The organism is Streptococcus sp. SR4 (assembly GCF_000517725.1).
In the GTDB taxonomy this organism is placed as follows: Bacteria; Bacillota; Bacilli; order Lactobacillales; family Streptococcaceae; genus Streptococcus; species Streptococcus salivarius_F.
Window position 1 is genome coordinate 1 of the sequence record NZ_AZYW01000029.1, and the last position, 25,923, is coordinate 25,923.

Below are 25,923 nucleotides of genomic sequence, written 5' to 3' on the forward strand. Positions count from 1 at the left end.
TCAATTGGTAGGGATTATTATTTTGATTTTCAATATCGCTACCAGCTATATTTATATTTTATCGCTATTGGCGATAATAGTCAAGAGATTTTTGGAATTTTTTTAAAAAATTGAAGAGGAATAGCTATGGCGTTTGCAGAACGTTTAAAAGAATTACGAAAACAAGCTCACCTGACTCAGGTTGAACTCGCAAAACGATTAGGGATAGGACAATCTTCCTATGCAGACTGGGAGAGAGGCAAGAAAAAACCAACCCAAGAAAATCTTGTTAAGATAGCACAAGTTTTAAGTGTATCAATTGATTATTTAGTTGGAAATTCAGAAGAAAAATCAGATGAATTAGACAATATTGAATTGCTTTTCCGTATGAACTCAAAGGGAATGACCGAAGAAGAAAAAGAAATCTTCAAGAAGGAATTGATTGAGTTTATGGAAGAGAGGAAAAAAGCATTTAGGAAGGAAGAATAGATGCCTAGAAGAAGCATTTTAGATATGAATGAAATTGAAGCTAGAAACTTCTTCCTGAAACCGGAGTCGTATTGTAATATTCCTTTACCGGACTATATTAATTTAAAGGATGTTATACAATATGCTGAAAATTTAATAGATGGTATAGAAGATCTTTCAAACATACAGTATTCACCAAAGTATAAAAAAAAACATCCTGACTTAGATATTGTTTTATTAAAGGATATAAGTGATGCTAATTTGCGAATAATGGCTAATAAAGATGGAGCATACTCTTGGCGTCCTTTTACGCTTATTCATCCAATAATTTATGTTGATTTTGTTAAATGTATTACTGGAAAAGATAATTGGGAAGAAATTAAAGCTAGATTTACTAAATTTCAGGAAGATGATAGAGTTATATGTGCTTCTATTCCCGTAGAGTCAACTGCAAAAAAGAGTGACACAGAAGAGCAAATTTTATCTTGGTGGGAAAACCTTGAACAAGCTCAAATAAAACTTGCTTTAGATTTTAACTATTGTATTCATACTGATATAACCGATTGCTATCCTTCAATCTATACTCATACAATTGCATGGGCTTTGCATAACAAAGAATGGGCAAAGAACAATAGAGACGATGGTTTAGGAAACATGATTGATGGGAAAATTCAGTCGTTACAAGGTCAACAAACAAATGGAATACCACAAGGATCAGTGTTAATGGATCTTATTGCAGAGATTGTATTAGGGTATGCCGATATTCGATTATTAGATTTAGCTGATCAAGAATCTCTTTCAGAGTTCAAAATATTGAGATATAGAGATGATTACAGGATTTTTGCAAACAAAAAAGATGTTGCGGAAAGATTAATGAAATTGTTGTCCGAGGTTCTTTTAGATTTAAATTTAAAAATTAATTCAAAAAAAACATTTTTGTCTGAAGAGATTATTCTAGATGCCATTAAAGCAGATAAATTATATTGGACTACTAAAAGGGCTAGTTTCGCTGAATATCGTACATTTTTATATCGAAAAGATGATAAAATCAGGATAACTAAGGAGATTCACTATAAAATTAGTCTACAGAAACATTTGATTGAATTAAAGATTTTAGGTGATAAATTTCCAAATTGTGGACAACTAATAAAGGCATTAAATGAATTTTATGATAATCGTATTTCTGTTTTAAATTCCTCTAAAAATCAACTTCCTGATACTTATCAACTTATAAGCATTGTTACATCAATTATGGTAAAAAATCCTAGAACAATACAAAGTTGTGTAGCTATTCTACACAAACTTTTGGAATTTCTAGAGAATAAGGAAGAGGCTGAGGAAATAATAAATAGTATTCTTAAAAAATTTAATAGTTTACCAAATGCAGATCTAGTAGAGATTTGGATTCAAAATATTTCAGTCAGGCTAGATAGATCAAAGAAATACAAAAATTTACTTTCTCAAAAGATAGCCGATAATAGTATACTCTTATGGAATAGTGATTGGTTAAAGCCTGAAAAGAGAATTAATGAAACGCTTCTAATAGATGAGGATAAAATTTCTGAATTACAACCGAAATACATCTTAAATAATTTTGATTTAGACTCAGATTTATAGAAATTTACATTATTCTTTGATCATGGATTTAAGTGGACAATCGTCCACTTTTTTTGTACAATAAGCTCAACCATTTTGGTTTAGTTTAGTGGATTATGAATTAAGGGAGGTGCTGTTAGTTGGATGAATTGTATTCAAGAGTAAGTGAAATCACAAAACAAGCCCTCTATTCTTTTATGAAAGAGGAAGAAATTTCTACACTGAACTATAAGTTCCACTATTATTTTGACTATTGTATTCGTGAAAATAATATACAAGTTATTAGTCATCACTTTTCAAATCATAAAATTGAAGGCCTGACAGTTACTGATAATCTAGGAACGAGTTTTTCCTATGAGCAAGAAAATCCAGTAAGCAAACGTCACTTTACATTGTGTCATGAATTAGGCCATTTTATCTTGAAACACGATGGTTCTTATTTTACAGAGTTGGTGGATAATCAGGAATCTATTTTGGAGCGAGAAGCCAATGTGTTTTCAGCTATTGTACTCATGCCTGATATAGTGTTACTATCCAAGATTTACTACGCTTGTGAATCTTTCCAAAAGGTCAAAGAGGATCTAGAGGTTTCAAAGCAGGCACTTTATTTCCGACTGATTGACTTGTTGAGAATTTACAAAGTGGATACTGAATCAGCCATCAAACAGGCAGTAGATGAATACCTTGACGGTCAAAATGCCTCCCTTCACCATTGCTTTCATCAACTTAAAGAAATATTGATTGAGGAGTTCAATCAATATCAACCCTCGCTTATAGCACGGCTAAAAAAGAGATTGAAACAAACCAATTTTGTGACGAGTCAAGAACTACCAGAATTACTTGATCAGACAAGATGGGACGAGATTAGAGCGGTAAAGAAATTCAAGGTGTGGCTTGTTTACAATAAGGGAAAATCTTTAGCCTACGTGTGGGATAGCAACAAACTATCAGAGACAGAAGCTAGGAGAAAGGCAAATTTAGAATTATTAGTCATGTGAGGTGAATCATGTATCAACCAGAAAAATTAAAAGCTCGGAGGAAAGAGCTAAAACTAACACAAAAAGATATTGCAGATAAGCTAGGAATTAGCTATCAAGCCTATTCTGCTTGGGAACGTGGAGTTAAAGAACCATCTACTGAGAAAGTAGCATTACTAGAAAAGATTCTGAGTGTCCCAAAAGGTTATTTCACTGAAATAGAGATTGTCAGACTTTATAATGTCCTCTCACCCAATGGAAAAAATCAAGTTGTGTCTTATGCTCGTGACTTAGTCGCAGAAGAGAAAAATAAGAAGGTTGTCTCTATTGCTGAACCACGTTATGAATATCGGGTCTATGAAGAAATGTCTGCTGGTCTTGGAGCCACTATTTATGGAGAAAAAGAATACGATACGGTCTACTATGATGAGGAGCTGGGACATGATTTCGCTTCTTGGGTTTCAGGGGACTCTATGGAGCCTAAATATCCGAATGGTTCCGTTGCCCTCATTCGTGAGACAGGCTTTGATTATAATGGGGCAGTTTATGCAGTTGTTTGGAATGAGCAGACCTATATCAAGCGAGTCTACTTGGAAGAAGATGGCTTACGCCTCGTTTCCATCAATAAAAAATACAAAGACAAATTTGCTCCTTATGACGATGATCCTCGCATTGTTGGTAAAATTGTAGGAAACTTTATGCCTTTGGAGGACTAGCCTATGGGAATCATTGACTATTCAAAAGAGCCTGTCAGTGATATTGCCTTTATTGATATGAAGTCCTTCTATGCTAGTGTTGAATGTGTGGAGCGAGGACTTCATCCTCTTAAAACCTCCCTCTGTGTGATGAGTCGAGCGGATAATTCTGCTGGATTGATATTGGCATCATCACCTATGTTTAAGAAAGTATTTGGAAAAAAGAATGTTGGTCGGGCTTATGATTTACCATTTGACGTCAAAACCAGAAAATTTTCTTACTTTAACGCAAAAAAGCAGGGACTTCCAACGGATCCAGACTTTGTAGGCTATATTGAGGAATGGGCGAAGGCCACCTTTATCGTTCCACCTCGAATGGACAAGTACATTGAGGTTAATATGGAAATACAACGAGTTTTCCAAGACTACGGTAGCCCCAATGAAATACACCCTTATTCAATTGATGAGGGCTTTATTGATCTAACAACTTCTCTTAACTACTTTGTTAGCGATCAGACCATATCCCGAAAAGATAAGTTGGATATGATTTCTGCTAAGATTCAAAATGATATTTGGCGAAAGACAGGTATTTACTCAACTGTTGGTATGTCAAATAGTAATCCCTTACTTGCAAAGCTAGCCTTAGACAACGAAGCTAAGAAAATGTCCACCATGCGTGCTAACTGGTCTTATGAAGACGTAGAAAGTAAGGTTTGGACAATTCCTAACATGACTGATTTTTTGGGAATTGGTCATCGTATGGAAAAGAGATTAAATGATTTGGGAATCTTCTCTATTAAGGAACTTGCTAATTGTAATCCCGACTTACTAAAAAAGTCTTTAGGAGTAGTAGGGCTACGTCTCTGGTTTTACGCAAATGGAGTAGATGAAAGTAAAGTTAACACTCCATATAAACCAAAGAGCTCAGGATTAGGTAACTCTCAAGTCTTACCAAGAGATTATATCAAGCAACGGGATATTGAGATTGTCCTTCGAGAGATGGCAGAGCAGGTTGCTATACGTCTTAGACGAGCAGGTAAGAAAACAACTGTTGTCTCTATTCACGTAGGCTATTCCAAACAAGAAAATAGAAAATCAATCAACACACAAAGAAAGATCGAACCAACTAATCAGATTGACACTCTAACTAATGTGGTTTTACAGTTATTTCATCAGAAATACAGTTCTGGTGCTGTAAGAAGCGTTGCCGTCAACTATTCGGGTCTAGTGGATGAATCGTTTGGACTCATTTCTTTATTTGATGATGTTGAAAAAATAGAAAAAGAAGAAAGGCTCCAATCAGCGATTGACAGTATCCGAGATCGGTTTGGGTTCACTTCACTATTAAAAGCCAATGCGCTTGAGTCAGCATCAAGAAGCGTCGTTAGAAGTAAACTAATCGGAGGTCATTCTGCTGGTGGATTAGATGGTTTAAAATGATTGATCGTTCTTATTTGCCCTATCAGTCAGCCCGAGAATATCAAGACTCAGGTATGCAAAAGTGGATGGGCTTCTTTTTGTCCGAACATACCAGGTCACTAGGAGAAGAAAAATATCGTGTCGATCTAACTAGTGACTTGAACAAAACAGAAAAATTATTGTTACTTTCTCAGCTTTATGTTGGGAATTTAAAGGGTCGCTTTATAGTCAAACAAAAAACTCAAAAAGTAATTCTGATTGGCGAAGTTAGAGAAATTTCAGCAAAAGAAATATCTCTCAAGACCTATGAAGGATACCGACTGATTCAAGTAGAAGACTTCTTGAGCATCCAGTTATTAGAAGAGGTTACCTATGAGTAGAAAAGAACTATATGAGAATAAATTGCAGATGGATTATTTCTCAGAAGACTATATACGATTCGAAGAAGACTTCCAAAAATACTCAGCAATGGACGTACCACTTACTTTTCTAATTGATGATATTCTCAGAACTATGGCAATGAACCAGAAGAACTTTTTCAAGTTGAATAAAGAGAACGCAAAGGATAGACGGGATCACTATTTTTATTTTCTTATTAGAAGTAGTGGAGAAATAAGGTGCTTTGAGTATAAGCAACATAGGTTTGAAATCAAATAAAAAGTACGGTTGATTTTCCGTACTTCTTCTATTTCTCAATTTTTTTAATAAAATCTCCAATTTTACGAACAATTTCCGTTACTAAAGCATTTCCCATAAAGAACATACGCATTTTATCAGAAACTTCAACAATAGATCCATTGGATGCAACAGACATATAAAACAATGGTTACAAATGGAAAAGCTTTTCATGAGGATAAGGCTCTCAAGGTAATTTTAGATGACGAAAAAGTATATTTGAATGTGCTTAATTCACAAAATACTGACAAAAAAGGTCCTCAAATTATATATACTAGTCCTAATAGGAAAAAAGAGCATCCCTTGAATATGACGGTTGCTAAATACTATTTGAAAAAAATGGGAATTTTTTCTGATAAACTAAAATGAAAGAGGGGTGTTTGCTCATCTTTTATTATCCATAGTATTCAATTTTAGATGGCTCAATAATCTCATTGTGGAAGTTCTCAACACCCATCAAACGCTGGATTGAGCCAAGTGAGATTGCAGAAGTCAGCTTATTCTTAGCTAGTGGTCATGCATCTGCCATGCAAGGACAAATCCTGACGATTGATGGTGGCTGGTCTTTGAAGTAGGAGGAGTAGGATGGAAGTTATTAAAGAAAATTTAAGACGTTGTGATGCTTTTTATCAATTTTTAGAGGAGAATAGTCACAACTATATCCCCTATTTATTTGATCATTTATGTGAAGATCCAGATGCAAGTGACAGAACTTTGTACCAAGAATTAAGTAATAAGTTTCAAATCCCTGCTAGAAAAGATCATTTGATAGATGATATTGAAGGACGAAAGATTAGACTTGCGTCTGATATTATTTGTGGTAGAAAGCAAATTGTTAAGTTTCACGAAAATGATTATAAAAAGTGGAGAGAAGATTTTGAACTTGTTCGTTCCAATTTAAACCTTCATTTTTTGTGGCCTAAACACAAGGCGCCAACAATCAATACTTATCGCTACACTAAATATTTAGATAGGATTGATTATTTACTTTTTGATCTAAAATGTTATTTTAGAGGACAAGAGGCTCCGATGATTGCTGCCTATCAAGGTGAAGAGACAGAGATTTGGTTAAGGCAGTTTAATAGAGGTTTCAAGTATTTCATTGATAAGATGAAGTTGAATGCTTTCGTGAATGAAAACTATGAAGTTTTAGGTATCAGTAAAGCACAATCAGAAATTATCCAGAAAATCATTTCTAGAAAAGAGATTTCAGATACATTAAATCTGTACATGGAAAATATGTTAAATTTAAACCGGAAAGGTATATTCAGTTGAAAGGAGAACTCATGACACCGCAAGAAACGTGGAATGCCTACAAGCAAATCAACCCCTCTATCGGTGATGAGATAGACGCCTGGGCTTTTGGAGTAGAGGCAGATCTCTTAGCTGACTTGGTTTTAAAAGGCGTAAAGACGGCAACCGCTTCAGCTTACGACCTTTATGCACTAGAGGATGAACCCCTTCCACAGGAAGGGACATTCGATGTTATTTTAGACAGTCAAGGTCAAGCTGTCTGCATTGTCGAAATTACAAAGGTTTCCGTTGAACCCTTTGATCAAGTGTCAGCTGACCATGCCTTCAAGGAAGGGGAAGGTGACAAATCCCTAGCCTATTGGCGTCAGGTTCATGAGGACTGTTTCGCTGAGTGGCTGAGAGAGGCAGGAATGACTTTTACACCTAACAGCAAGGTTGTTTTGGAAGAATTTCGTAAGGTTTATCCATTATAGAACATGAGGGGGGGACAGAAATCGGTAATTCGTTAGAATTCGATTTCTGTCCTACCTCCTCACAGTTGAGTAGGGCTGTAAAAGCTGATGAAATCAGCGTAGTAGAGCCCACTCAACCACTGCGTCTTGCTCGACAATCCAAAGACAATTGAGAGGCTAGGACTTTTGTCCCAGCCTCTTTATGTTCAAGTTCAAAGGTTTTATTATCTTTATCAATCCCAATTTGTAAAATTAAGCTAGACAGAAAAAACCATCTATGTTAGGGCCAGATAAACACCACATTTGTCTGACCCTAACATAAATGACCTATGCTCATCTTATCACAAACGAGCTTGTAATGATAGAGGTTTACTATCAAGAAAACATAAAAGTTTCAGATATTGTGACTTCACTTGGCAGATCAAAACAGACAATCTACAATGTCATCAACTATCTGAAAGAGGGGCGCTCTGCTTATGATTGCTATAACCGATATAAAATCAATAAGAAACGCTGTGGCAGGAATAAAACCAGTCTTACGCAATCAGAAAAAGTTTTTATCCAAACTTATTTAGAACAAAATTGGAGCCTTGATGTCATTAAAGGAACTTATCCAGATAGGGTTTCTTGTTCTATGAGCTCTCTATCGACTAGCAGACCGTGGTATTCTAAAGAAAGAGGATCTCCCTTGGAAAGGCAAAAGAAAACCAAATGGTCATAGCGAAAAACGAGGAAAACAAGCGTTGCGCAGAGATTTACGTGAGAGAGCAGACAGTTATCCTAATTTTAAGACGGAATCGGTCATCTAGAAGGGGATACAATTGTGGGAGAAAAACACAAAAGTGCAGTCATTACCTTAGTAGAATGCTGCTCAAAAGCCATCATCACACTGAAAACCAATGTTCTGACACACTTGAAAGCTTATTTGATTAAAACTCCATAACTCTACTAGGGTGTTTACACAAAATTATTGATAGTATCTCTGTTATAAAAATAGAATAGTCCTACGACTACTCTATTGTGACAATTTGTAAAAGAGAATAAATACTAAAAGATTAGTGTCATACTAACACAACTCTCTCAATATCACAACAATTATACTCATTAACTAGCTGACAATATCTGCTCCCCCTCATAGTAAGGAACTTCAGTACTCATGGTAACATCTTCCCATTCATCACCATCACCCATGCAATCGCATAACTAGCATATTGAAGACAATTTTTTTAAAAGCGTCCCTCACTGTATATTTTTCTATAAGTTTCACTTTGCTGAAGCAACTCTTGATGTGTCCCACAATGTATTACTGTACCATCTTCCTCCAACACAATAATTAAATCTGATTCAACAATAGTTTTTAACCGATGAGCAATAACAATGGTTGTGATAGTTCCTTTTAGCTCTAACAAAGTATTAATAATAAGACTTTCAGTCATTGTATCAAGATTTGCTGTTGCTTCATCCATCAATAAAATTTTAGGATTACTTATTAGAGCTCTGGCAATATTTAACCTTTGTTTTTGCCCTTCGGAAAGTTCTATCCCACCTTCACCAATAACTGTATCCAAACCACTAGAAAACTGATGAACAAAATCATATGCCCCTGACCTTTTTAGAGCCCTGGCAATACTCACATCATCTGATTTCCAATTTTTTCCATACAATAAGTTAGATTTAATAGTTCCTGAAAAGAAGCCACTTTCTTGGAAAACACAAGAAATCTGATTTCGTATAGTATTTGTAGAAATATTTTTTAATGAAACATTATCCACTAAAATATTCCCATCATAATCATTAAAAAATTTTAACAGCAAAGAAAACAAGGTCGTCTTTCCTGAGCCACTTGGACCAACTATAGCTATAAATTTTTTTGAAGGTAACTCTACATTGATATTATTTAAAACTTTTGTAACACCATCGTAACTAAAAGATAAATTATCTAAAGTGATAGTTCCTTTTAAAATGTTAAAATCAATTGAATCTAATGAATCACTTTCAATATTAACAGTCAAAATATCTGTAATACGTCTTAATGTCCCTTTAACTTCAAAAAATTCTGATATACTAGTAAAAATACTCGTGATTGGACTAATAGCTTGAATAATATATAAGATGAAAGTTACCATCTCACCAATAGACAAAAGTCCTTGATTCACTTGCCAACTAGTATATAGTAAAAAACTAAGTACTAAAAGAATTAACAAACCAGATGTTAAAGTATTAAGAACAGCGGCTGTAGCAACCATCTGAACAAAATTATAGTAAATCTTATTAAATTTACCTTTAAATGTACTTACTTCTTGTTTTGATCCTACATAAGACTTTACCAACTTATTATTTAAAATCTTTTGAGTAAAACTTCCACTAACATCACCTAAATATGTCTGGTGTAAATTGTAGAGCCGTTCCAGTTTTTTATTAAAAGGCATGATAAGCAAACTGGCTAAAGCTGTTGCTAAAAAGGCTATAATAGTAAGGCGAAAATTTATTGACACAAGTATAATACTCGTTCCCAAAACAATAATAGCATTTATTATTAATTGAGGAATAGTCGTAGTAACAATTTTAGCCGTTTCTGATATATCATTTGTCAGACGACTCGTAAGATCTCCTGCTGAAAATTTATTTAACTGATAAATAGGTAAATTCAAAGTATGGTTAACAAACTCATTCTCCATATTCTTAATAACCCTAGCTCCAACCTTACCCAACAAAAATGTAGCTAAACCTTGAATAATATAAATTATACAAATTACAATCATTCCTAAAAGAACTATAATTTTATGTGATAGAATAAAGTTCATTCTATTACGATCTGCTAAACTGCCCATAATTAAAGGCAAAGCAAGTGTAGATAAGGCACCGATAATACTTAGAATTAATCCTACTATAAATAAAAAGTACTCAGGTATAAGAAAGCGTCTAATTTGAGATAATACTGAAGAACTTTTTTTACTCTCCATAATAGTACCTCAACCCACTAATACTCAAGTCTACTATAAAAATATAAAGAAGCAATATACAAAATTGCATAGTAGACTACAAATAATAACATAATAAGTAATATACTACTATTAAAAGACATATGACCTAACACATTAACATAACCGTTCGGAAACACATATTTTAGCGAAGCAAGATGTGGAGCTATAAAAGAAAAAGATGCAAAAATAATTCCTACAAGCATAGTGAATCCATTTGTCAAGATAATTGATGCCAAACTGGCAACTAATAAACACAACAAAAACACCAAAATAGTCCCTAAAATACTAATTACCGTATACTGTACATCATCAATTTGGGAAGGCCAAAACCTACCTGATGTATATGGTTGATGAACCAAATAGACATAATAAGTAAACAATGATGAAAAGAAAGTTATTACTATATACAATATTTGAAACAATAAAATCGCTCCTAGCTTTGCATTTAAAATAACTTTTCTACTAATATCTTTGTAAAGATACATAATACCACTTGTAATTTCATCTCTAAAAATCGTACTTACAATATAAATAAAAACTACTAATGGCAAGGTCATTTGGTACTGAGTAAATAAAACTGCACTAAAAAACTCAAAAAAGCTTAGTGACCCCACTGGGGCGCTCAATTGCATAAAATTGGTATTAAATAATCCTACAACAATTAATAGCATTGGGAAAAAGCTAAAAGCTAACGCAATTTTTGATTCTTTTTTCTTCAACAATGCTTTAAAAAAAGGTAATGTTAAGTAATTCATTCCTATTCCTCCACAAATAATCTTTCTAAACTATCCTTTTTTGATAAAACATTATTAATTAGCTTAGCAACTGCAAGTTGTTCCAAGATACTATTTAATGCTTCATTATTTACAGAATTATCAATTTCAATATTATTTTCACTATACTTTAAGCTATATTTTTTCACAAGATTCTCTATCAAATGATTATCTTCATCTCTGAAAATCTCATTCAGCTCTATTATAATACTATTTTGCTCCGTACTGATTTTATCATCAATTATCCCTGATTCAATGAAAAGATAACGTGTACACAAGTCTTCTAATTCTGCTAACTGATGACTAGATATTATCATTGATGTTTTATTAACTTTTGACCATTGTTTTAAAATTTCCAATAAATTTTTAACACCAATAGGATCTAAACCCACAAAAGGCTCATCTAATAACACAAATTGAGGTTCCGTAACAAGAGCCAATGCTAAAGCAGTTCTTTGTTTCATACCAAAAGAAAAATCTATAGGTTTTCTATCTTTAGCTTCCCAAAGTCCGACTAATTTCAGTATTTTTTCGATATTATCTTGATACTGTTCTTTCTTATGAATTTTAAGATATAACTTTAAGTTTTCTTCAACACTAATTTGTGGAAAGAATACAGGTTCTATCATGATTCCAAAATCTTTAAGAATATTATCTTCTTTAAAAATGTCCCTACCATTAAAAAAAACAGTCCCTTCTGTAGGATTTTGAGATTTTGCTAATATTTTGAGCAAAGTACTCTTCCCTGAACCATTTTTACCTACTAAACCTATAATATCTCCCTCTTCAATCGTAAAATTAGCATTTTCTAAAGAATAAAAAGCATTACCCTTATATTTTTTTCCTAACCCTTTAACTTCAATTATTGCCATTTTTCTTCACCATACGTTCCATAACTTTTATGCTAATATACTCTACCAAGAAATAAAGTAAGGCTACAAATACAATTTGAGAAGGCTCAATTAAACTATTATTTATCTTGATATACATTTCTCCACTTGTTATTGTATTTTTTTGAATAAAACTAGTCCAGACACTAGAACCTTTTAAAAATAGCCCTATAATAATGTAAGCAATTAAAGAGATTGCTGGAAAAATAAAACAATAGGTTGGCTTTACATGCTTTTTTAAAATCGCTAAAACTGAAAGTATTAAATTCAATATAATTGGAAACAGATAAATAATAAAAATAAATCCTAAAATTGTTAAGCTTGATAAAAATTTTGTCCCAACAACAATCAAAAATATATTTATTATGCTTGCAATAATAACATAAAGTAACAAAAAATCTCCTCCTTAGCCAAGAAAAACCCCCACACAAATATTATAAAGCCAGTGAAATGCAATTGAACTTTGTAATCCAAAATAATCTGCTAAAATATATAAAATAATACTAGCAGGAAACTTCACCACAAAATTTAACAAAAAATCACCATTTAAATGTAAAAGAATTGCAAATACTAGAGAACCTAAAATAAAAGCCTCTCGTTTTGTAAAACAAGACAATAATACACTTAAAATAATTCCTCTGAATAAAAATTCCTCACAAGTTGCTATAATTAATGCATGTATTGTTTCTCCTGATTTAAAAACAAAAATAGAAATAAACAGAATAACAATCAATAAAATAATAGCAAAAACAATATTAAACTTAGGCTTAATAAATTTAAATCCTAAAAGGTGTAAAAATAATAACGGTATTGCTATAAAACCTACTGAAGATGAAAAAGCCAAAATACAATTAATAATCATTTGATTGTCTACACTCCAAAAAAGAGCAAAGACATTACCAATATTAACAAATAAACCTGCTAATACCACCATACCAATTGAAATGATTATTGCTTCAAATTTACTATGGGATTCTTTCATAAACATAAATTAAACTTTTAACAAAAATAAAAACAGTTGAGAGAATCAGCTACCTTTCTCTCAACTGCAACCATCAGTAGCTACTGTAATAATTGACACATACAGTAAGGTAATTATATCTTACCAGTGCCAATTTTTACCAGTGTATCCAAATTTTACGAAACCAACATTAACTTCGTTGCGTGAAAATAATTTTTTTAGGAACTTCATGATAATACCTCCAACTATTAATCATATGTTAACCTGCTAACACCATTATTGTATTACAAACGTTTTCCTATGTCAAGAAAAAATTACAAAACTTTAAATAATTTCAAACTTTCCTCTAATTATCAAGTCAAGTGCAACAAAGTTGTTCATCTGATTAAGTGAGTATCTTTCAAGCTGTTTGAGTTAGCTCAAACAGCTTTTTTGCGGACTGATAGCCATGAATTCGTCTAGGTCTTTCATTGATAGCCTTTGTATAGTCCTCTAAAAGATTCTGATTTAGTTCTTTTAACGAACACCCCTTCGGAATGAACTCTCTTAGTAGTCCATTGAAATTCTCATTTGTTCCTCGTTCATAAGATGAATAGGCATGTGCAAAATAAACATCTAATCCCTCTATTTTACTCAATGATGAAAATTCGTTTCCATTATCTGCAGTTATGGACTTAATGGGATAAAGTTTCATACACTCTAAGACTGCTTGATTGACATCACATCCATGAATAAAAGTTTAACTTTAGCACCTACTGGATATTTTCTAAGTAATTCTTTCTTATTAAATGTATTCATTTTAGCCTCCTTAATAAATAGAAAAGCCACTTCATAATCGAAGTGGCTTTAGTGCTTTTACCCATAATATTCTATTTTAGACGGCTCAATAACCTCATTATAGAAATTCTCTACGCTCATCATAACGTATCCTTTTGATCGTTCAGGTGTAGACAGGACAAGTTCTTCATATGAAGATAGAGAAGTAACGTCATTTAGCAAGACATTCAATTCTTTGGTCTTGCAAAGTTAGTATAGTTCATTGCTGAAAGTTGATAGTTGTTCCGAATGATTAGAATGAAAAACATTCTTTTGGATTCTGATTTCTAGGTTTTGGATAAAATCATATAGATTATCATAGATTTCTGAGTTGATTTCCATTCAAATGACCTCCTTTTTAGTTTTGTAATTCATTGTATTTCTTGACGGCTTTTTTATAAGCATTAGTACCTTCTTTATAGTACTCATGTTCAGTACCACTAATATCAACGGTGATGACTCCATCAGAATGTTTGTAAGTCACTTCTTTGGCTGAAGCATCTTCACCAGAAAGTTCAAAGGTGTTGTTTTTACTATTGATGGTGAATTTGTCGTACTCCCCCTTCTCAATCGTACCTTCAATACCTTTGATAGTGAATGACAACTCATTTCTTAGACCATTTTCGGTATCAATCCAGTAGTAATTGCCATCTAGTTTGTCTTGTGATGAGCAAGAAAAGAGAAGGAAAGCTGATAAGGTAAGAAGTAGAATTGATAAGATTTTTTTCATGATGAATTTCTCCTTTTCTACTATATGTAATAGGTAATTATTTCTCCATCATAATACGGGATGCTTTTTCTATTTCCCTCAATTTTTTAAGAAGTTTATATTTGAAAAAAACAATTATTTTTGAGCTAGCAATTAGCGCAATAATTGATAATGAAAGTAGTAGAATCTCTATCAATCTTATCATAAAATACACATCTTTTTATAGTTTTTTACCAAAAGAATTTTATAGGATTATGCTAATGTCTGCTATAACGGCAAATAATCAACTTTCGGGAAAATTGTTGTTTTTCAGAAAGTCAAGATTTTGTTGTTATTTATGATATACTTATACTGTAATTATATCCTTTGATGAGGTGAAATTTATGGATAATGTAGTGAGATTACACTTGAAGACTGGGACTGATTCTAGGCAGGAATTGGTGGATTTCTGTTTAAATAGTAAAAAACAGTATGTTGCTATTGGGTGGAGTAGTCAGAGTGAAGATCTCTATCGTGAGAGTTTTCAAGAGTATTATCAAAGGGTTAAAGAATTATCTGGAAGAGCTAACCCAGCAATTAACGTTTTTAGGGATGCAAAAGTAGACGACTTATTCTGGACAAGAGATCTAGATGGTAGATACTGGATTTGTAGAGTTAAATCGCCTGTTGAAGTAGTATGTGATAAACGATTGGATATTGGAGCAGTCTTACCAGTTGAAGCTTATAATTTTGGAATGCAAGTTCCTGGTCAAATTAAATCGTCCTTCAATAGGCCACGAGGTGGTACTGTTGAAAGAATTCGTGATAGAATAATAATTGAGTATTCGAAAACAATTTTTAATCAATTATCAAACAGTAAATATTATAAGGTTATTCCATATGAGGATAATCTTTTGGATAATCTACCGGATTTTGACTTAGAGGAACTTGTGATATCTTATTTGCAAATAGAAGAGAACTACTATGTTCTATCTAATTCAATAGCAAATAAATCTACTACAATTAAGATCGAGTGTGAAATGATTTCTAGAGAGGTTGGCAACTTTAGGAAAGCTGTGGTTCAGGTGAAGGGTAAGAAAGCGAAAGTACTTGATGCTTTAGATTTTAAACAATATGTTGAAGAGGGATATATAGTTTACTTATATGCACCGCAAGTAATTAATATAGATCAGATTGACAATGTGATTCGAATAGATAATGATGACCTATTAGATTTTTACAAGAAAAACAAACCCATACTCCCATTATCAATAACTCAGTGGGAAACTCTATTTGGGAGTAATAACAGCTAAGTTGTTTACTTGAAATTTCCCTCATTCAATAAAACTTATACAAATTTTTTGAAATAAAAAGGCAGTTGAAAACTATAGAATATTGATATTACATTATTTTTAGTCCAAATGAAACCCATACTTTCCAAACCAGGCTTGAAAAAAGCTCGTAAAGCATCACAATTTAGTAAACGTTAAAACTTATTTACATTTATTGAAAGCATTTCGTATCAAAAATACGGGATGCTTTTTCTGTTCACCCCAAATTTTTGTAACTAGGTGATACTTGAAATTGATACAAATTTGGTTGCTCTTGATAAATCTAAGCAACAATAAATAATCGAGTGAAAAGGGAGAAATCTGAAAGAAAATGTATCTTTGATAGTACTCATTTATTGTGAAATATGATATATTTATTAATTAGATGGATGAATATTTCTAGAGTTAAATACAATATGACCGATACATGCTTTTTGGTCTATCTTGTTTGTACTCAAAGTATGAAAAGAATATCCAATATTTAAAATTACTAAGTATTATACAATGAGATTGAATGCTACAAAATGAAAGGCGATGTAATCCGATGAAGAAAGATAGATTAATTGCATTGACAGATGCTGTTCTAGCAATTATTATGACCATTTTGATTTTAGAGTTAGAAAAACCAACGACACCAAGTCTTCAAGCTTTTTGGGATTTACGGCAAAATTTCTTTGCTTATTTTCTTTCCTTTTTCTGGTTGGGATCGTTATGGATGGCACTAAATACATTGTGGGAAAAGGTTGAGAAAATTTCTCAACAAATTGTTTGGTGGAATTTGTTTCTTTTATTTTTTGTTTCATTTATGCCCTATGCTACTGGAATAGTTAGTAGTCATTTCATGAATCATACGGCACAGCTCTTTTATGGACTGATCGTTATTGTTTCAACGGTAGCAAACTGGTTTTTACATAAAGTAATTGATAAACCCAATATAGATCAGAAAGAATTACTTGAAGCTACCGCACAATATAGGAAGTTATTGATACCTGACCTAATAATTAAAGGAGTGGGATTGATTCTATCCTTAATTCTCTATCCTCCGATTATGATGTATAGTGTTTTAATTGCGGCATTTTACATCATAACTTTAAAAACACTATCCGAAAAAAGAGTGAATAACTAAAAAACGGTGACCAAAGTTAGGTGTATTATTTTAATGCTTAGAGACCTAAACTATTCCCCTATTTTAAAAATATTGATTCAGATTTTATGAAATTAAAAAGTAGATATTGTTCAGAAAATCCTTGATATTACGCTGTTTTTAGTCCAACTGAAATCCATACTTTCCAAACCAGGTCTTAAGAAAGCTCGTAAAGCTAGCCAGTTCTCAAAACGTTAATTCGTTACTGGACAGCAGAGTACAAACGAAAACACTTTGCAGCTTGCAAGGTGTTTTTTTGTATAGATTTCTGAAAAGTGTTCAAAATCTTACTAGAGTTTTGTCTTCATCTTGAAATTCTTATAACAATGTGATATATTTATAACAGACAAGGTGTGATATATTTATAACATATTAAAAAGAGGTGACTGAAATGAAAATGTCGAAGAACTTAAAGATAATCCTTTATATCGCTAGCGTGCTTATTGTTGTATGTTTAGTATTATTTCTGGGGAATCACCTACCGATTCTAGCGAAAGGTGCTATTATGACGACGGCTTGGCTTCCTTCGTATTTGGTTTGTACGATGGTATCGGTCCTCTCAAAATCAACCTATCAAAAGAAAGAAAAAAACATGTTTGGGATTACTGCAAAATTATATACAGTGCTTGTACTTCTCTCGTCCTCGATCTATACTATTGGAGTTTGGCTGCTAACTCCTGGTTCTTTGATTAAGAATATAATGTTAGGAATTGGATTAAGTATTCAATTGTTATTAATGTTTTACTTCTTATTCAAGAGAATTAATGAAGAACCCGATGAACGATTTTATAGAAATATTGCAAAGTCCTCTTCCATTTTGTTTACAATAGCAATCTTTATATTATTGGGAATGGCAACCTTGATAGCTGTCTGTAAAGTTTTCGTTTTGAATGCTGGATTCCTTTATATTTTGGTGGCTTTTTTACTCTTATTATTTGCCATTACTTACTTTATCACTGAAAAAAGGGGATGAAATATGGCGAAAGAAAGTAAAATAAAGACTAACTTGAAAGAAGTAAGGGAAGCTTATGGTATGACTCAACAAGATTTAGCAGATCAAGTAGGAATACGGAGAGAAACGATTGTTCACTTGGAAAATAACCGCTACAACCCTTCGTTGGAAATGGCTTTAAAAATAGCACAAGTCTTTAATAAACAAGTAGAAGAACTATTTCGTCTGAAATAAGAGAAGTAAAACAATCCAATTGATTTGTGTATCAGTTTTTGGAAACTTGTTATTCTGAGACGAGGTCTTGGTAAGAGGGAGTAGTTTCAAAGGAGTTATTTTTGACTACATCTTAGTTAAAACGCTTTCAAAAATAAGATAATAGTTTATTTTTCAAGCATTTTAACCCAATAATAGAACTTTTTAGGTCGAAATGCTCTCAAAAATGCTAATGTTTCTCTAATCTATTCACTTTTGAGATCTTGCATATTATGTAGTTATCATACAAAAATGATAAAAGTGAATGAATACATTTATTTGAAAGATAATATTGTTATATACTTCAAACATATTATCAGTAAGAGGGTTTTATACGTCTATTAAATATCTTTTGATTTTTAGCCATAAAACCTCACATAATAATGAATGTATATTTTACAAATTATGCTTTTATATATGATTTAAATATGTATTTAAACTTAGCAAAGGACATAATAAATTACCTAAAATAACATTAAAATTAAAAATGATTAATTATTACTATTTGGTAACACACCTCAAAAAACCTTTGTTTGTAGGAATTGTAGGATATATTAAAAATTTAAAAAAGTTTTTAAAATTTGTTGACATATCTCTAGATAGTGTTATAATCTATAGATGTCAGGGAGGTCCTGATACTAAATATATAATAATCCATTAGAGGAGAAACAATTATGAAAAAAGTATTGCTTACATCAGCTGCAGTTCTTGCAGTATTCGCTTCATCAGCAGCAGTTTTCGCTAACGACGGTAACGTTCACACTGGAAACCTTGATAACAAAACTGAAGCAACTGGTGGTGACTTCTTCACAAACAACGAAGGTGGTCTTACTCAAGCTGCTAAAGATGGTCTTAACAACGTTGACGCAGATTCAACTAAACAAAAATTTGAAGATGCTGGTGAACACATCGAACCAAAACGTGATGCTAACGGAAACATCATCAAAGATGAGTTTGTAGTTACTGATAAAGCTAACGCTAACAAAGACGCTAAAGAAGAAGCTAAAGCTGTTAAAGCTGCAGAAAAGAAAGCTCCAGCAGCTAAAGCTGAAGCTAAAGCTCTTCCAAACACAGCAGCTGTTAAATAATTAACTGCTATTGCTAAAAAGAATATCACTGGGGCTAGAGCTTCGGTGATATTTTTCTATGGATAAAGAAAAGGATTTGACATTTCATGAGTAATCATAATCGTAAATCTACTGGATCTCGCAAAAAACTGATTGCTGGGATTTCAGCCTTAGTCATTGCTGCTTTGGCTATCTTCCTTGGCTTCCAGTTTATGTCTCCGACAGCATCGTCCTCTAATGGTGTTAAGAGTGTTTTAACGACTAAAAAAGCAAACACTTATAAAGTTTCAGATGAGGAGAAAGCCTACCTCAAAAATAAATTTGATGGTCTTGAGGCGACAAACCCTGATACTATCGCTTATGTCTATGCACCAGGGACTAAATTGGATGAGCCAGTTGTTCAAACAACGGACAATTCAACCTACTTAGATAAAACATTTGATGGAGGAAACGTTCCATATTTGGGAACGGTCTTCATGGATACAGACAATAAGAAAGATTTCAGCGATCGTTTGACTTGGCTCTTCGGTCATGCTCGAGGAAGTAAGGTTGCTGATAGTCGTATGTTCAACGATGTTAACTACTATAGTGATCAGTCATTTTTCGACAAACACAAATATGTTGTTATTGAGACGCCTCAACGTAAGTATTATTATGAAGCGCTTGCTATGGTAATTGTGCCTGAAGACACAGCTTTCTATCGTACATCATTTGAAAGTGATAAAGACTTTAAACAACAGTTGGATATCATCTATGATCAAGCAAGTGTTAAAAACAAGGATTTGAAGGTTAATGCTTCGGATAAATACCTCGTTCTTTCGACTTGTCGTGAGGAAGATGAAACGATTCGTGCTAATCTCTACTTGCGTCAAATTCCAGACTCTGAAATGTCTGATTTTGTAGCTAAACATGGTAAAGATTTGGAATACACACCAACACGTTAATTATTAACAGAACTCTACTTCGTATGAAGTAGGGTTTTTATCTTGTCTAAGAAAACTGATGTTTTCAATCGTCATGGAATTGAGATGTAACCGTTTATTAATCTTTTTTATCATCAATGGATAAGTTTTTTTGGTACACTAGAGGTATGAAAAAGGAGAGTATTATGAAACAGAGCCAGGCTAAAAAGCGTGACAATGCGATGACTAATAAGATTTTGATGGGGTTGATTGCTCTCGTCTTAGGTTTGCTTTTTCTTGAGATTTTAATTGTTCATAGTAAGAACGAACAGCAAAAGAATGCCTCGAACCAAGTACAGACAGCACGTATCATGGCTAATGGGGACTTGCTCTATCATGACGGTCTCTATATGAGTGCCCTTCAGTCAGATGGTAGCTATGATTTCACGGAGAATTTTACTTATGTGAAGCCGTGGTTACAGCAGGCTGATTTGGTCTTGGGTGATTTTGAGGGAACGATTAACCCTGATTATCCTTTGTCAGGCTATCCTCTGTTTAATGCTCCTCAATCAGTGACAGCAGCTATCAAGGATGCTGGCTATGATGTTATGGATTTGGCTCATAATCATATCTTGGATTCTGGCTTAGAGGGAGCTTTTACAACGGCTGATGCTTTTAAAAAAGTGGGAATTGATCCTATTGGTGTTTACGAAAAGCCGGTGCGAGACAAGGCGCCACTTCTCATCAAGAATGTTAATGGTATCAAAGTTGCAATACTTTCCTATGCTTATGGTTACAATGGTTTAGAGTCGAACTTGACGGATAAAGAGGTTGCAGACCACTTATCGAATTTGGATGAAAAACGTATGAAAGCCGAGATTCAGCGTGCCGAAAAAGAAGCAGATATCACGGTTATCATGCCTCAGATGGGTGTTGAATATCGTTTGGAACCGACAGATGAACAGGTTAAACTCTATCATAAGATGATTGATTGGGGTGCTGATATTATCTTTGGAGGTCATCCTCATGTGGTAGAACCTTCTGAGGTGGTTAAAAAGGATGGACAGCAAAAACTTATTATTTACTCAATGGGTAATTTCATCTCAAACCAGCGCATAGAGACCATGGATGGTGTGGATAGTGCAGAGTGGACAGAGAGGGGTGTCTTAATGGATGTCACCCTTGAGAAAAAGAATGGTCAAACCACGATTAAGACTGCTCAAGCACATCCGACTTGGGTTAACCGTACGCCTAAAGGAACAACTTCGCCAGAGGGATATCCTTTGTATACTTACCAAACTTATATTTTAGAGGATTTCATTAAGGGTGGTAAATATAGAAATAAACTAGATGAAGAAACCAAAGAGCGTATAGATACTGCTTATAAAGAAATGAATGCCCATGTTAATTTAAAATGGAAATAAAGCTAAGATATCGCCTGAATTTGGCGATATTTTTTTGTTTATCGACAAGTTACCCACAGACTTATCCACAGGTGTGGAAAAGTCTGTCGATAGTGTTGAATCTTGATTTTTCAAGGTTTTAAAAGAAGGAAATTATTTAGGTTGTGAACAAGTTTATCCACAAGTAGTTGGGTCAGAGAGAGGATATTTTTATAAACGATATTAGTTAAATTCCTCGGAAACATTCGTCTTTTTCAAGAAAAAAGATGCAAATTTCATAAAAAATAGCATTTTTAATCAAAATATGCTAAAATTATACAAAATAAAATGATGGAGGCTTCTCATGAAAGCGATTATTACAGTTGTAGGTAAGGACAAAGCAGGTATTGTTGCGGGTGTTGCGACTAAGGTGGCAGAACTTGGCTTGAATATTGATGATATTTCTCAAACAGTTCTTGATGAATTCTTTACCATGATGGCGGTTGTATCATCGGAAGACAAACAAGATTTTACACACCTACGTGCTGAATTGGAAGCCTTTGGAGAGTCATTGAACGTTAAAATCAACATCCAAAGTTCAGCAATTTTTGATGCTATGCACAACTTGTAAGATAGGAGTAGCTTAAAATGGATATTAAACAGGTCACAGAAACCATTGCCATGATTGAGGAGCAGAACTTTGATGTTCGTACCATTACCATGGGGATTTCACTCCTAGACTGTATCGATTCAGATATCGATAAGGCGGCGGAAAAAGTCTATAACAAGATTGTATCTAAGGCTAAGAATTTGGTAGCTGTTGGTGACGAGATTGCGGCTGAACTTGGTATTCCGATTGTTAATAAACGTGTGTCTGTTACTCCGATCTCAATCATCGGTGCGGCAACAGATGCAACAGACTATGTACCTTTTGCGAAGGCGTTAGACCGAGCAGCTAAGGAAATCGGTGTTAACTTTATTGGTGGTTTCTCTGCACTCGTTCAAAAGGGCTACCAAAAAGGTGATAAGATTCTTATTAATTCTATTCCACGTGCGCTTGCAGAGACTGATTTTGTCTGCTCATCTGTCAACATTGGTTCAACAAAGACTGGTATTAACATGACAGCGGTACGTGACATGGGACGTATCATCAAAGAGGCTTCTGAGGCAGATCCAATGGGCCCAGGTAAATTGGTGGTCTTTGCTAATGCGGTTGAAGATAATCCATTTATGGCGGGTGCCTTCCACGGTGTTGGTGAGGCTGATGTTGTAATCAATGTTGGGGTTTCAGGTCCTGGTGTTGTGCAACGTGCAGTTGAGAAAGTTCCAGGCGAAAGTTTCGATGTTCTAGCTGAAACAGTTAAGAAGACCGCCTTCAAAATCACACGTGTTGGTCAGTTAGTTGGTCAAATGGCCAGCGAACGTCTTGGTGTCGAGTTTGGTATTGTAGATTTGTCTCTTGCGCCAACACCAGCAGTTGGTGATTCAGTAGCCCGTGTACTTGAAGCGATGGGTCTTGAAGTTGTTGGTACGCATGGTACTACTGCAGCTCTAGCCCTTCTTAACGACCAAGTTAAAAAAGGTGGTATTATGGCATGTAACCAAGTTGGTGGTTTGTCAGGTGCCTTTATTCCAGTTTCTGAAGATGAAGGTATGATTGCGGCGGTTCAATCTGGTCATATCAACCTTGAAAAATTGGAAGCCATGACAGCTATCTGTTCTGTTGGTCTAGACATGATTGCTATTCCTGCTGATACGCCAGATACAACAATCGCGGCCATGATTGCTGATGAAGCAGCTATCGGTGTCATTAACCAGAAAACAACAGCTGTTCGTATCATTCCTTATGGTAAGGAAGGTGACATGTTGGAACTTGGAGGTCTTCTTGGTTATGCACCAGTAATGAAGGTAAACAAGGCTTCATCGGCTGACTTCATTGCGCGTGGTGGTCAAATCCCAGCTCCTGTTCACAGCTTTAAAAACTAAGCGTATGATAAATGCTTTACCAATTGGTAAGGCATTTTCTGATGGTCTCGCTGGCTAGATAGTCGAGGGGATTTGTGCTATAATGAATTCAAAAATGACGGAAAGAAGGGGTGCTATGAGTAAGGTTAAGTTGTATATTGCGAGACACGGCAAAACCATGTTTAACACCATTGGTCGTGCACAAGGTTGGTCTGATAGCCCTTTGACCCCGTTCGGTGAAGAAGGTATTCGTGAATTGGGGGTAGGTCTGAAAGCAGCAGGTATCCCTTTCAAGGCTGCATATTCTAGTGATTCAGGTCGAACGATTCAAACTATGGATATCATTTTACGTGAGACGGGTTTAGAAACTATTCCTTATAAACGTGACAAACGTATTCGTGAGTGGTGTTTTGGTAGTTTAGATGGTGGCTATGACGGTGAACTTTTCTACGGTGTGCTACCGAGAACAGATGCTTTTCAAGGTAAGGATTTGCATGAGGTAACTTATCCTGAGCTTGCACAAGGTATCCTTGATGTGGATACGGCTGGTTGGGCAGAGCCTTGGGAAGTGCTCAGAAAACGTATTTTAGAGGGGTTCACAGCTATTGCAGAAAATCTTGAGAGGTCTGGTGGCGGTAATGCTATTGTCGTTAGTCACGGTATGACCATTGCAACCTTTGCTTGGTTAATTGATTCTTCTGTCGAGCATCCTTCATTGGACAACGGTTCGGTTACTGTTGTTGCTTATGAAAATGGTAAATTTACATTAGAAGCACTTGGCGATATGACTTATCGTCAGGTTGGGCGAGAGATAATAGAAAAAGAAAATGGTAAAAAATAACTATCCAAGTCGCCGTCAGGCGAAAAAGCAAACCAACTGGTTTTTGGTTATCAGTAGTGTCTTGATTGCAGTTCTTTTAGTTGTAGCAGGACTTTATTCAGTATTTGGTGTCAGTCGTACAGTCCAACAAACCAATGGATTGTCAGTAACAAAAAGTAGTAAACAAGCTACCGATGCGACTCAAAGCAAGGATACAAAGGGACTACCTGATGTATCGCCTAAAGACTGGGAATTGCTTTTGGTAAATCGAGATAATAAGTCTAAAGAACTTAACCCTGAGATTGCTGATGTCGATGGTGTTTCTGTAGATGCAAGAATTGCTAAGAATGTGAAGGAGTTTTTAGCAGCTGCTCAAGAAATTGATCCAAGTTACCACTTGATATCAGGTTATCGTAGTGTTGCTTATCAGACTGAACTTTATAACAGTTATGTTCAACAGGAAATGGCTGCTGACCCAAGTTTGACGGAGTCTCAGGCGGAGAAAAAGGTTCAAACCTATTCACAACCACCAGGAGCGAGTGAACACCAAACAGGTCTTGCGATTGATATGAGTACTGTAGATAGCTTAAATGAAGCAGATCCAGATACAGTAGCTAAAGTCAAAGAGTTGGCGCCGAAATATGGCTTTGTTCTTCGTTTTCCAGATGGTAAAACATCGTCAACGGGTGTAGGCTACGAGGATTGGCATTTCCGCTATGTTGGTAAAGAGTCAGCAGAGTATATGACTGAACATAATCTTACTTTGGAGGAATATTTGGCATTATTAAAGGAGAAAGCTAAGTGAGACGACGTTTTAAACTAAAAGCCTTCATTACCTTAGTTGTTGTTTTTGCTTTAGGTATTCTCTTACCTTTGATTCTTCATGCCTCTACAGATGATAATGCGCGTGCGGTAAAGGTTGCTTACACACAGCAAGAATTTATTGAGACCTTAGCTCCAACAGCTCAAAAGATGTCTAAAAACTATGGTGTACCTGCGTCTATTCTCCTTAGTCAAGCTGCATATGAGTCAAATTATGGTAGCAGTCTTTTATCTGTTAAATATCATAACATCTACAGTCTCCCTGCTCAGCCAGGTCAAGAACGTATTCGTTTAAAGGATAGTATCTACAGTAAAGGGAAGTGGCAATACCAAAAGGTGGATTTTGCAGTTTTTAAGGATTGGTCAAGTTCTATGATGACTTATTTAGAAGAACTTCGCCAAGGAACATGGGGCGAGTCGACCTATAAAGAGGTGGCAGGAACGACTAGTTATAAAGTTGCGGCAGAAAAACTACAAGCTGCGAGATTTAGCAGTGATCCAGATTATGCCAAACACCTCATATCTATTATTGAGACCTATCATTTGTCAAAATATGATTGATAAGATTAGAGTACCTCTGAGGTGCTCTTTTTTGCTTTTCTAGGTCTTAAGATGTATTTTTAGCACTCATACAAAAAGAGTGCTAATTTTTTTGGTTT

At 34.4% G+C, this 25,923-nt stretch carries 29 protein-coding genes and 3 pseudogenes; 24 read left to right on the top strand and 8 right to left on the bottom strand.

The annotated features are described in order from the left end of the window. Window positions 1-126 precede the first annotated feature (126 nt). The 7 genes from HMPREF1519_RS03675 to HMPREF1519_RS03705 all read left to right on the top strand — a co-directional run bounded on the left by HMPREF1519_RS03675 (window position 127) and on the right by HMPREF1519_RS03705 (window position 5,791). Window positions 127-468: a helix-turn-helix domain-containing protein gene (locus HMPREF1519_RS03675; RefSeq protein ID WP_037611195.1), complete on the top strand. Its 342-nt coding sequence runs from the start codon at window positions 127-129 to the stop codon at window positions 466-468. Continuing rightward, entirely contained in the window at window positions 469-2,064 is a 1,596-nt protein-coding gene (locus tag HMPREF1519_RS03680; protein ID WP_229036661.1) for an RNA-directed DNA polymerase, read from the top strand. A 119-nt stretch (window positions 2,065-2,183) separates the two neighbouring features. Further along, window positions 2,184-3,041, top strand: coding sequence for an ImmA/IrrE family metallo-endopeptidase (locus tag HMPREF1519_RS03685; RefSeq protein WP_037611196.1), 858 nt, complete (start codon window positions 2,184-2,186; stop codon window positions 3,039-3,041). 8 nt (window positions 3,042-3,049) lie between these two features. After that, window positions 3,050-3,736, top strand: coding sequence for a helix-turn-helix domain-containing protein (locus tag HMPREF1519_RS03690; protein WP_037611197.1), 687 nt, complete (start codon window positions 3,050-3,052; stop codon window positions 3,734-3,736). Between the two features lie 3 nt (window positions 3,737-3,739). Beyond that, window positions 3,740-5,155 (top strand): Y-family DNA polymerase, encoded by a 1,416-nt coding sequence (locus HMPREF1519_RS03695; RefSeq protein ID WP_037611198.1) that lies wholly within the window; start codon window positions 3,740-3,742, stop codon window positions 5,153-5,155. After that, the gene (locus tag HMPREF1519_RS03700; protein WP_037611199.1) at window positions 5,152-5,514 is read left to right on the top strand and encodes a hypothetical protein; all 363 of its coding nucleotides are present in this window, start codon (window positions 5,152-5,154) and stop codon (window positions 5,512-5,514) included. Before HMPREF1519_RS03695 ends, HMPREF1519_RS03700 begins: the two co-directional genes overlap by 4 nt. Next, on the top strand, window positions 5,507-5,791 hold the full coding sequence (locus tag HMPREF1519_RS03705; RefSeq protein ID WP_037611200.1) for a DUF5960 family protein: 285 nt from the start codon (window positions 5,507-5,509) through the stop codon (window positions 5,789-5,791). The genes HMPREF1519_RS03700 and HMPREF1519_RS03705 overlap by 8 nt, the downstream gene beginning before the upstream one ends. Before the next feature lie 28 nt (window positions 5,792-5,819). Here HMPREF1519_RS03705 and HMPREF1519_RS10675 read toward each other — a convergent pair. Continuing rightward, window positions 5,820-5,936 (bottom strand): annotated as a pseudogene (locus HMPREF1519_RS10675) (DNA cytosine methyltransferase); the annotation flags it as partial. Here HMPREF1519_RS10675 and HMPREF1519_RS03710 point away from each other — a divergent pair. From HMPREF1519_RS03710 to HMPREF1519_RS10810, 5 genes and pseudogenes are all read left to right on the top strand, one after another. Then, window positions 5,936-6,178 (top strand): hypothetical protein, encoded by a 243-nt coding sequence (locus HMPREF1519_RS03710; protein ID WP_037611202.1) that lies wholly within the window; start codon window positions 5,936-5,938, stop codon window positions 6,176-6,178. The pseudogene HMPREF1519_RS10675 and the gene HMPREF1519_RS03710 sit on opposite strands and share 1 nt — an antisense overlap. Window positions 6,179-6,219: 41 nt before the next feature. Continuing rightward, window positions 6,220-6,384 (top strand): SDR family oxidoreductase, encoded by a 165-nt coding sequence (locus HMPREF1519_RS10280; protein WP_371506981.1) that lies wholly within the window; start codon window positions 6,220-6,222, stop codon window positions 6,382-6,384. Between the two features lie 10 nt (window positions 6,385-6,394). Beyond that, window positions 6,395-7,084, top strand: a complete 690-nt coding sequence (locus tag HMPREF1519_RS03715; RefSeq protein WP_037611203.1) for a DUF6994 family protein — start codon at window positions 6,395-6,397, stop codon at window positions 7,082-7,084. An 11-nt stretch (window positions 7,085-7,095) separates the two neighbouring features. Beyond that, window positions 7,096-7,536 (top strand): ASCH domain-containing protein, encoded by a 441-nt coding sequence (locus HMPREF1519_RS03720; protein ID WP_037611204.1) that lies wholly within the window; start codon window positions 7,096-7,098, stop codon window positions 7,534-7,536. 301 nt (window positions 7,537-7,837) lie between these two features. After that, window positions 7,838-8,413 (top strand): annotated as a pseudogene (locus HMPREF1519_RS10810) (IS30 family transposase); the annotation flags it as partial. Between the two features lie 328 nt (window positions 8,414-8,741). On the opposite strand, the gene HMPREF1519_RS03730 reads toward HMPREF1519_RS10810, so the two are convergent. The 7 genes and pseudogenes from HMPREF1519_RS03730 to HMPREF1519_RS03765 all read right to left on the bottom strand — a co-directional run bounded on the left by HMPREF1519_RS03730 (window position 8,742) and on the right by HMPREF1519_RS03765 (window position 14,669). Beyond that, on the bottom strand, window positions 8,742-10,478 hold the full coding sequence (locus tag HMPREF1519_RS03730; RefSeq protein ID WP_051413951.1) for an ABC transporter ATP-binding protein: 1,737 nt from the start codon (window positions 10,476-10,478) through the stop codon (window positions 8,742-8,744). Window positions 10,479-10,495: 17 nt separating this feature from the next. Further along, window positions 10,496-11,254 carry an ABC transporter permease gene (locus HMPREF1519_RS03735; RefSeq protein ID WP_037611205.1) on the bottom strand — a complete coding sequence of 253 codons (759 nt, stop codon included), beginning with the start codon at window positions 11,252-11,254 and terminating at the stop codon, window positions 10,496-10,498. A gap of 2 nt (window positions 11,255-11,256) precedes the next feature. Then, window positions 11,257-12,144 carry an ABC transporter ATP-binding protein gene (locus tag HMPREF1519_RS03740; protein ID WP_229036665.1) on the bottom strand — a complete coding sequence of 296 codons (888 nt, stop codon included), beginning with the start codon at window positions 12,142-12,144 and terminating at the stop codon, window positions 11,257-11,259. Further along, window positions 12,131-12,556 carry an Msa family membrane protein gene (locus HMPREF1519_RS03745; RefSeq protein ID WP_037611206.1) on the bottom strand — a complete coding sequence of 142 codons (426 nt, stop codon included), beginning with the start codon at window positions 12,554-12,556 and terminating at the stop codon, window positions 12,131-12,133. Before HMPREF1519_RS03745 ends, HMPREF1519_RS03740 begins: the two co-directional genes overlap by 14 nt. A gap of 12 nt (window positions 12,557-12,568) precedes the next feature. Further along, window positions 12,569-13,150, bottom strand: a complete 582-nt coding sequence (locus HMPREF1519_RS03750; RefSeq protein ID WP_051413952.1) for a CPBP family intramembrane glutamic endopeptidase — start codon at window positions 13,148-13,150, stop codon at window positions 12,569-12,571. Between the two features lie 373 nt (window positions 13,151-13,523). Next, a pseudogene (locus HMPREF1519_RS03755) lies at window positions 13,524-13,841 on the bottom strand (IS30 family transposase); the annotation flags it as partial. A gap of 456 nt (window positions 13,842-14,297) precedes the next feature. Beyond that, window positions 14,298-14,669, bottom strand: coding sequence for a hypothetical protein (locus HMPREF1519_RS03765; protein ID WP_037611208.1), 372 nt, complete (start codon window positions 14,667-14,669; stop codon window positions 14,298-14,300). 362 nt (window positions 14,670-15,031) lie between these two features. On the opposite strand from HMPREF1519_RS03765, the gene HMPREF1519_RS10685 reads away from it, so the two are divergent. The 12 genes from HMPREF1519_RS10685 (at window position 15,032) to HMPREF1519_RS03825 (ending at window position 25,825) form a co-directional block, all read left to right on the top strand. Further along, the gene (locus HMPREF1519_RS10685) at window positions 15,032-15,940 is read left to right on the top strand and encodes a hypothetical protein (protein ID WP_037611209.1); all 909 of its coding nucleotides are present in this window, start codon (window positions 15,032-15,034) and stop codon (window positions 15,938-15,940) included. A 562-nt stretch (window positions 15,941-16,502) separates the two neighbouring features. Then, on the top strand, window positions 16,503-17,084 hold the full coding sequence (locus tag HMPREF1519_RS03775) for a TMEM175 family protein (RefSeq protein WP_014633791.1): 582 nt from the start codon (window positions 16,503-16,505) through the stop codon (window positions 17,082-17,084). A gap of 409 nt (window positions 17,085-17,493) precedes the next feature. Then, window positions 17,494-18,075, top strand: coding sequence for a hypothetical protein (locus tag HMPREF1519_RS03780; protein WP_022496755.1), 582 nt, complete (start codon window positions 17,494-17,496; stop codon window positions 18,073-18,075). Window positions 18,076-18,078: 3 nt separating this feature from the next. Next, window positions 18,079-18,288 carry a helix-turn-helix transcriptional regulator gene (locus tag HMPREF1519_RS03785; RefSeq protein ID WP_002886384.1) on the top strand — a complete coding sequence of 70 codons (210 nt, stop codon included), beginning with the start codon at window positions 18,079-18,081 and terminating at the stop codon, window positions 18,286-18,288. A gap of 692 nt (window positions 18,289-18,980) precedes the next feature. After that, a complete protein-coding gene (locus HMPREF1519_RS03790; RefSeq protein ID WP_002889684.1) occupies window positions 18,981-19,394 on the top strand; it encodes an LPKTxAVK-anchored surface protein in 414 nt (137 codons plus the stop codon). Window positions 19,395-19,480: 86 nt separating this feature from the next. Next, entirely contained in the window at window positions 19,481-20,317 is an 837-nt protein-coding gene (srtB, locus tag HMPREF1519_RS03795; RefSeq protein WP_004182180.1) for a class B sortase, LPKTxAVK-specific, read from the top strand. A gap of 164 nt (window positions 20,318-20,481) precedes the next feature. Further along, window positions 20,482-21,699, top strand: a complete 1,218-nt coding sequence (locus HMPREF1519_RS03800) for a CapA family protein (RefSeq protein ID WP_022496754.1) — start codon at window positions 20,482-20,484, stop codon at window positions 21,697-21,699. 322 nt (window positions 21,700-22,021) lie between these two features. Beyond that, a complete protein-coding gene (locus tag HMPREF1519_RS03805; RefSeq protein ID WP_003092287.1) occupies window positions 22,022-22,288 on the top strand; it encodes an ACT domain-containing protein in 267 nt (88 codons plus the stop codon). Between the two features lie 17 nt (window positions 22,289-22,305). Beyond that, window positions 22,306-23,643, top strand: a complete 1,338-nt coding sequence (locus HMPREF1519_RS03810; protein WP_022496753.1) for a PFL family protein — start codon at window positions 22,306-22,308, stop codon at window positions 23,641-23,643. 115 nt (window positions 23,644-23,758) lie between these two features. Then, window positions 23,759-24,463 carry a histidine phosphatase family protein gene (locus HMPREF1519_RS03815; protein WP_022496752.1) on the top strand — a complete coding sequence of 235 codons (705 nt, stop codon included), beginning with the start codon at window positions 23,759-23,761 and terminating at the stop codon, window positions 24,461-24,463. Next, window positions 24,450-25,247: a M15 family metallopeptidase gene (locus HMPREF1519_RS03820; RefSeq protein WP_022496751.1), complete on the top strand. Its 798-nt coding sequence runs from the start codon at window positions 24,450-24,452 to the stop codon at window positions 25,245-25,247. Before HMPREF1519_RS03815 ends, HMPREF1519_RS03820 begins: the two co-directional genes overlap by 14 nt. Beyond that, a complete protein-coding gene (locus HMPREF1519_RS03825) occupies window positions 25,244-25,825 on the top strand; it encodes a glycoside hydrolase family 73 protein (protein ID WP_022496750.1) in 582 nt (193 codons plus the stop codon). Before HMPREF1519_RS03820 ends, HMPREF1519_RS03825 begins: the two co-directional genes overlap by 4 nt. Window positions 25,826-25,923: the final 98 nt, after the last annotated feature.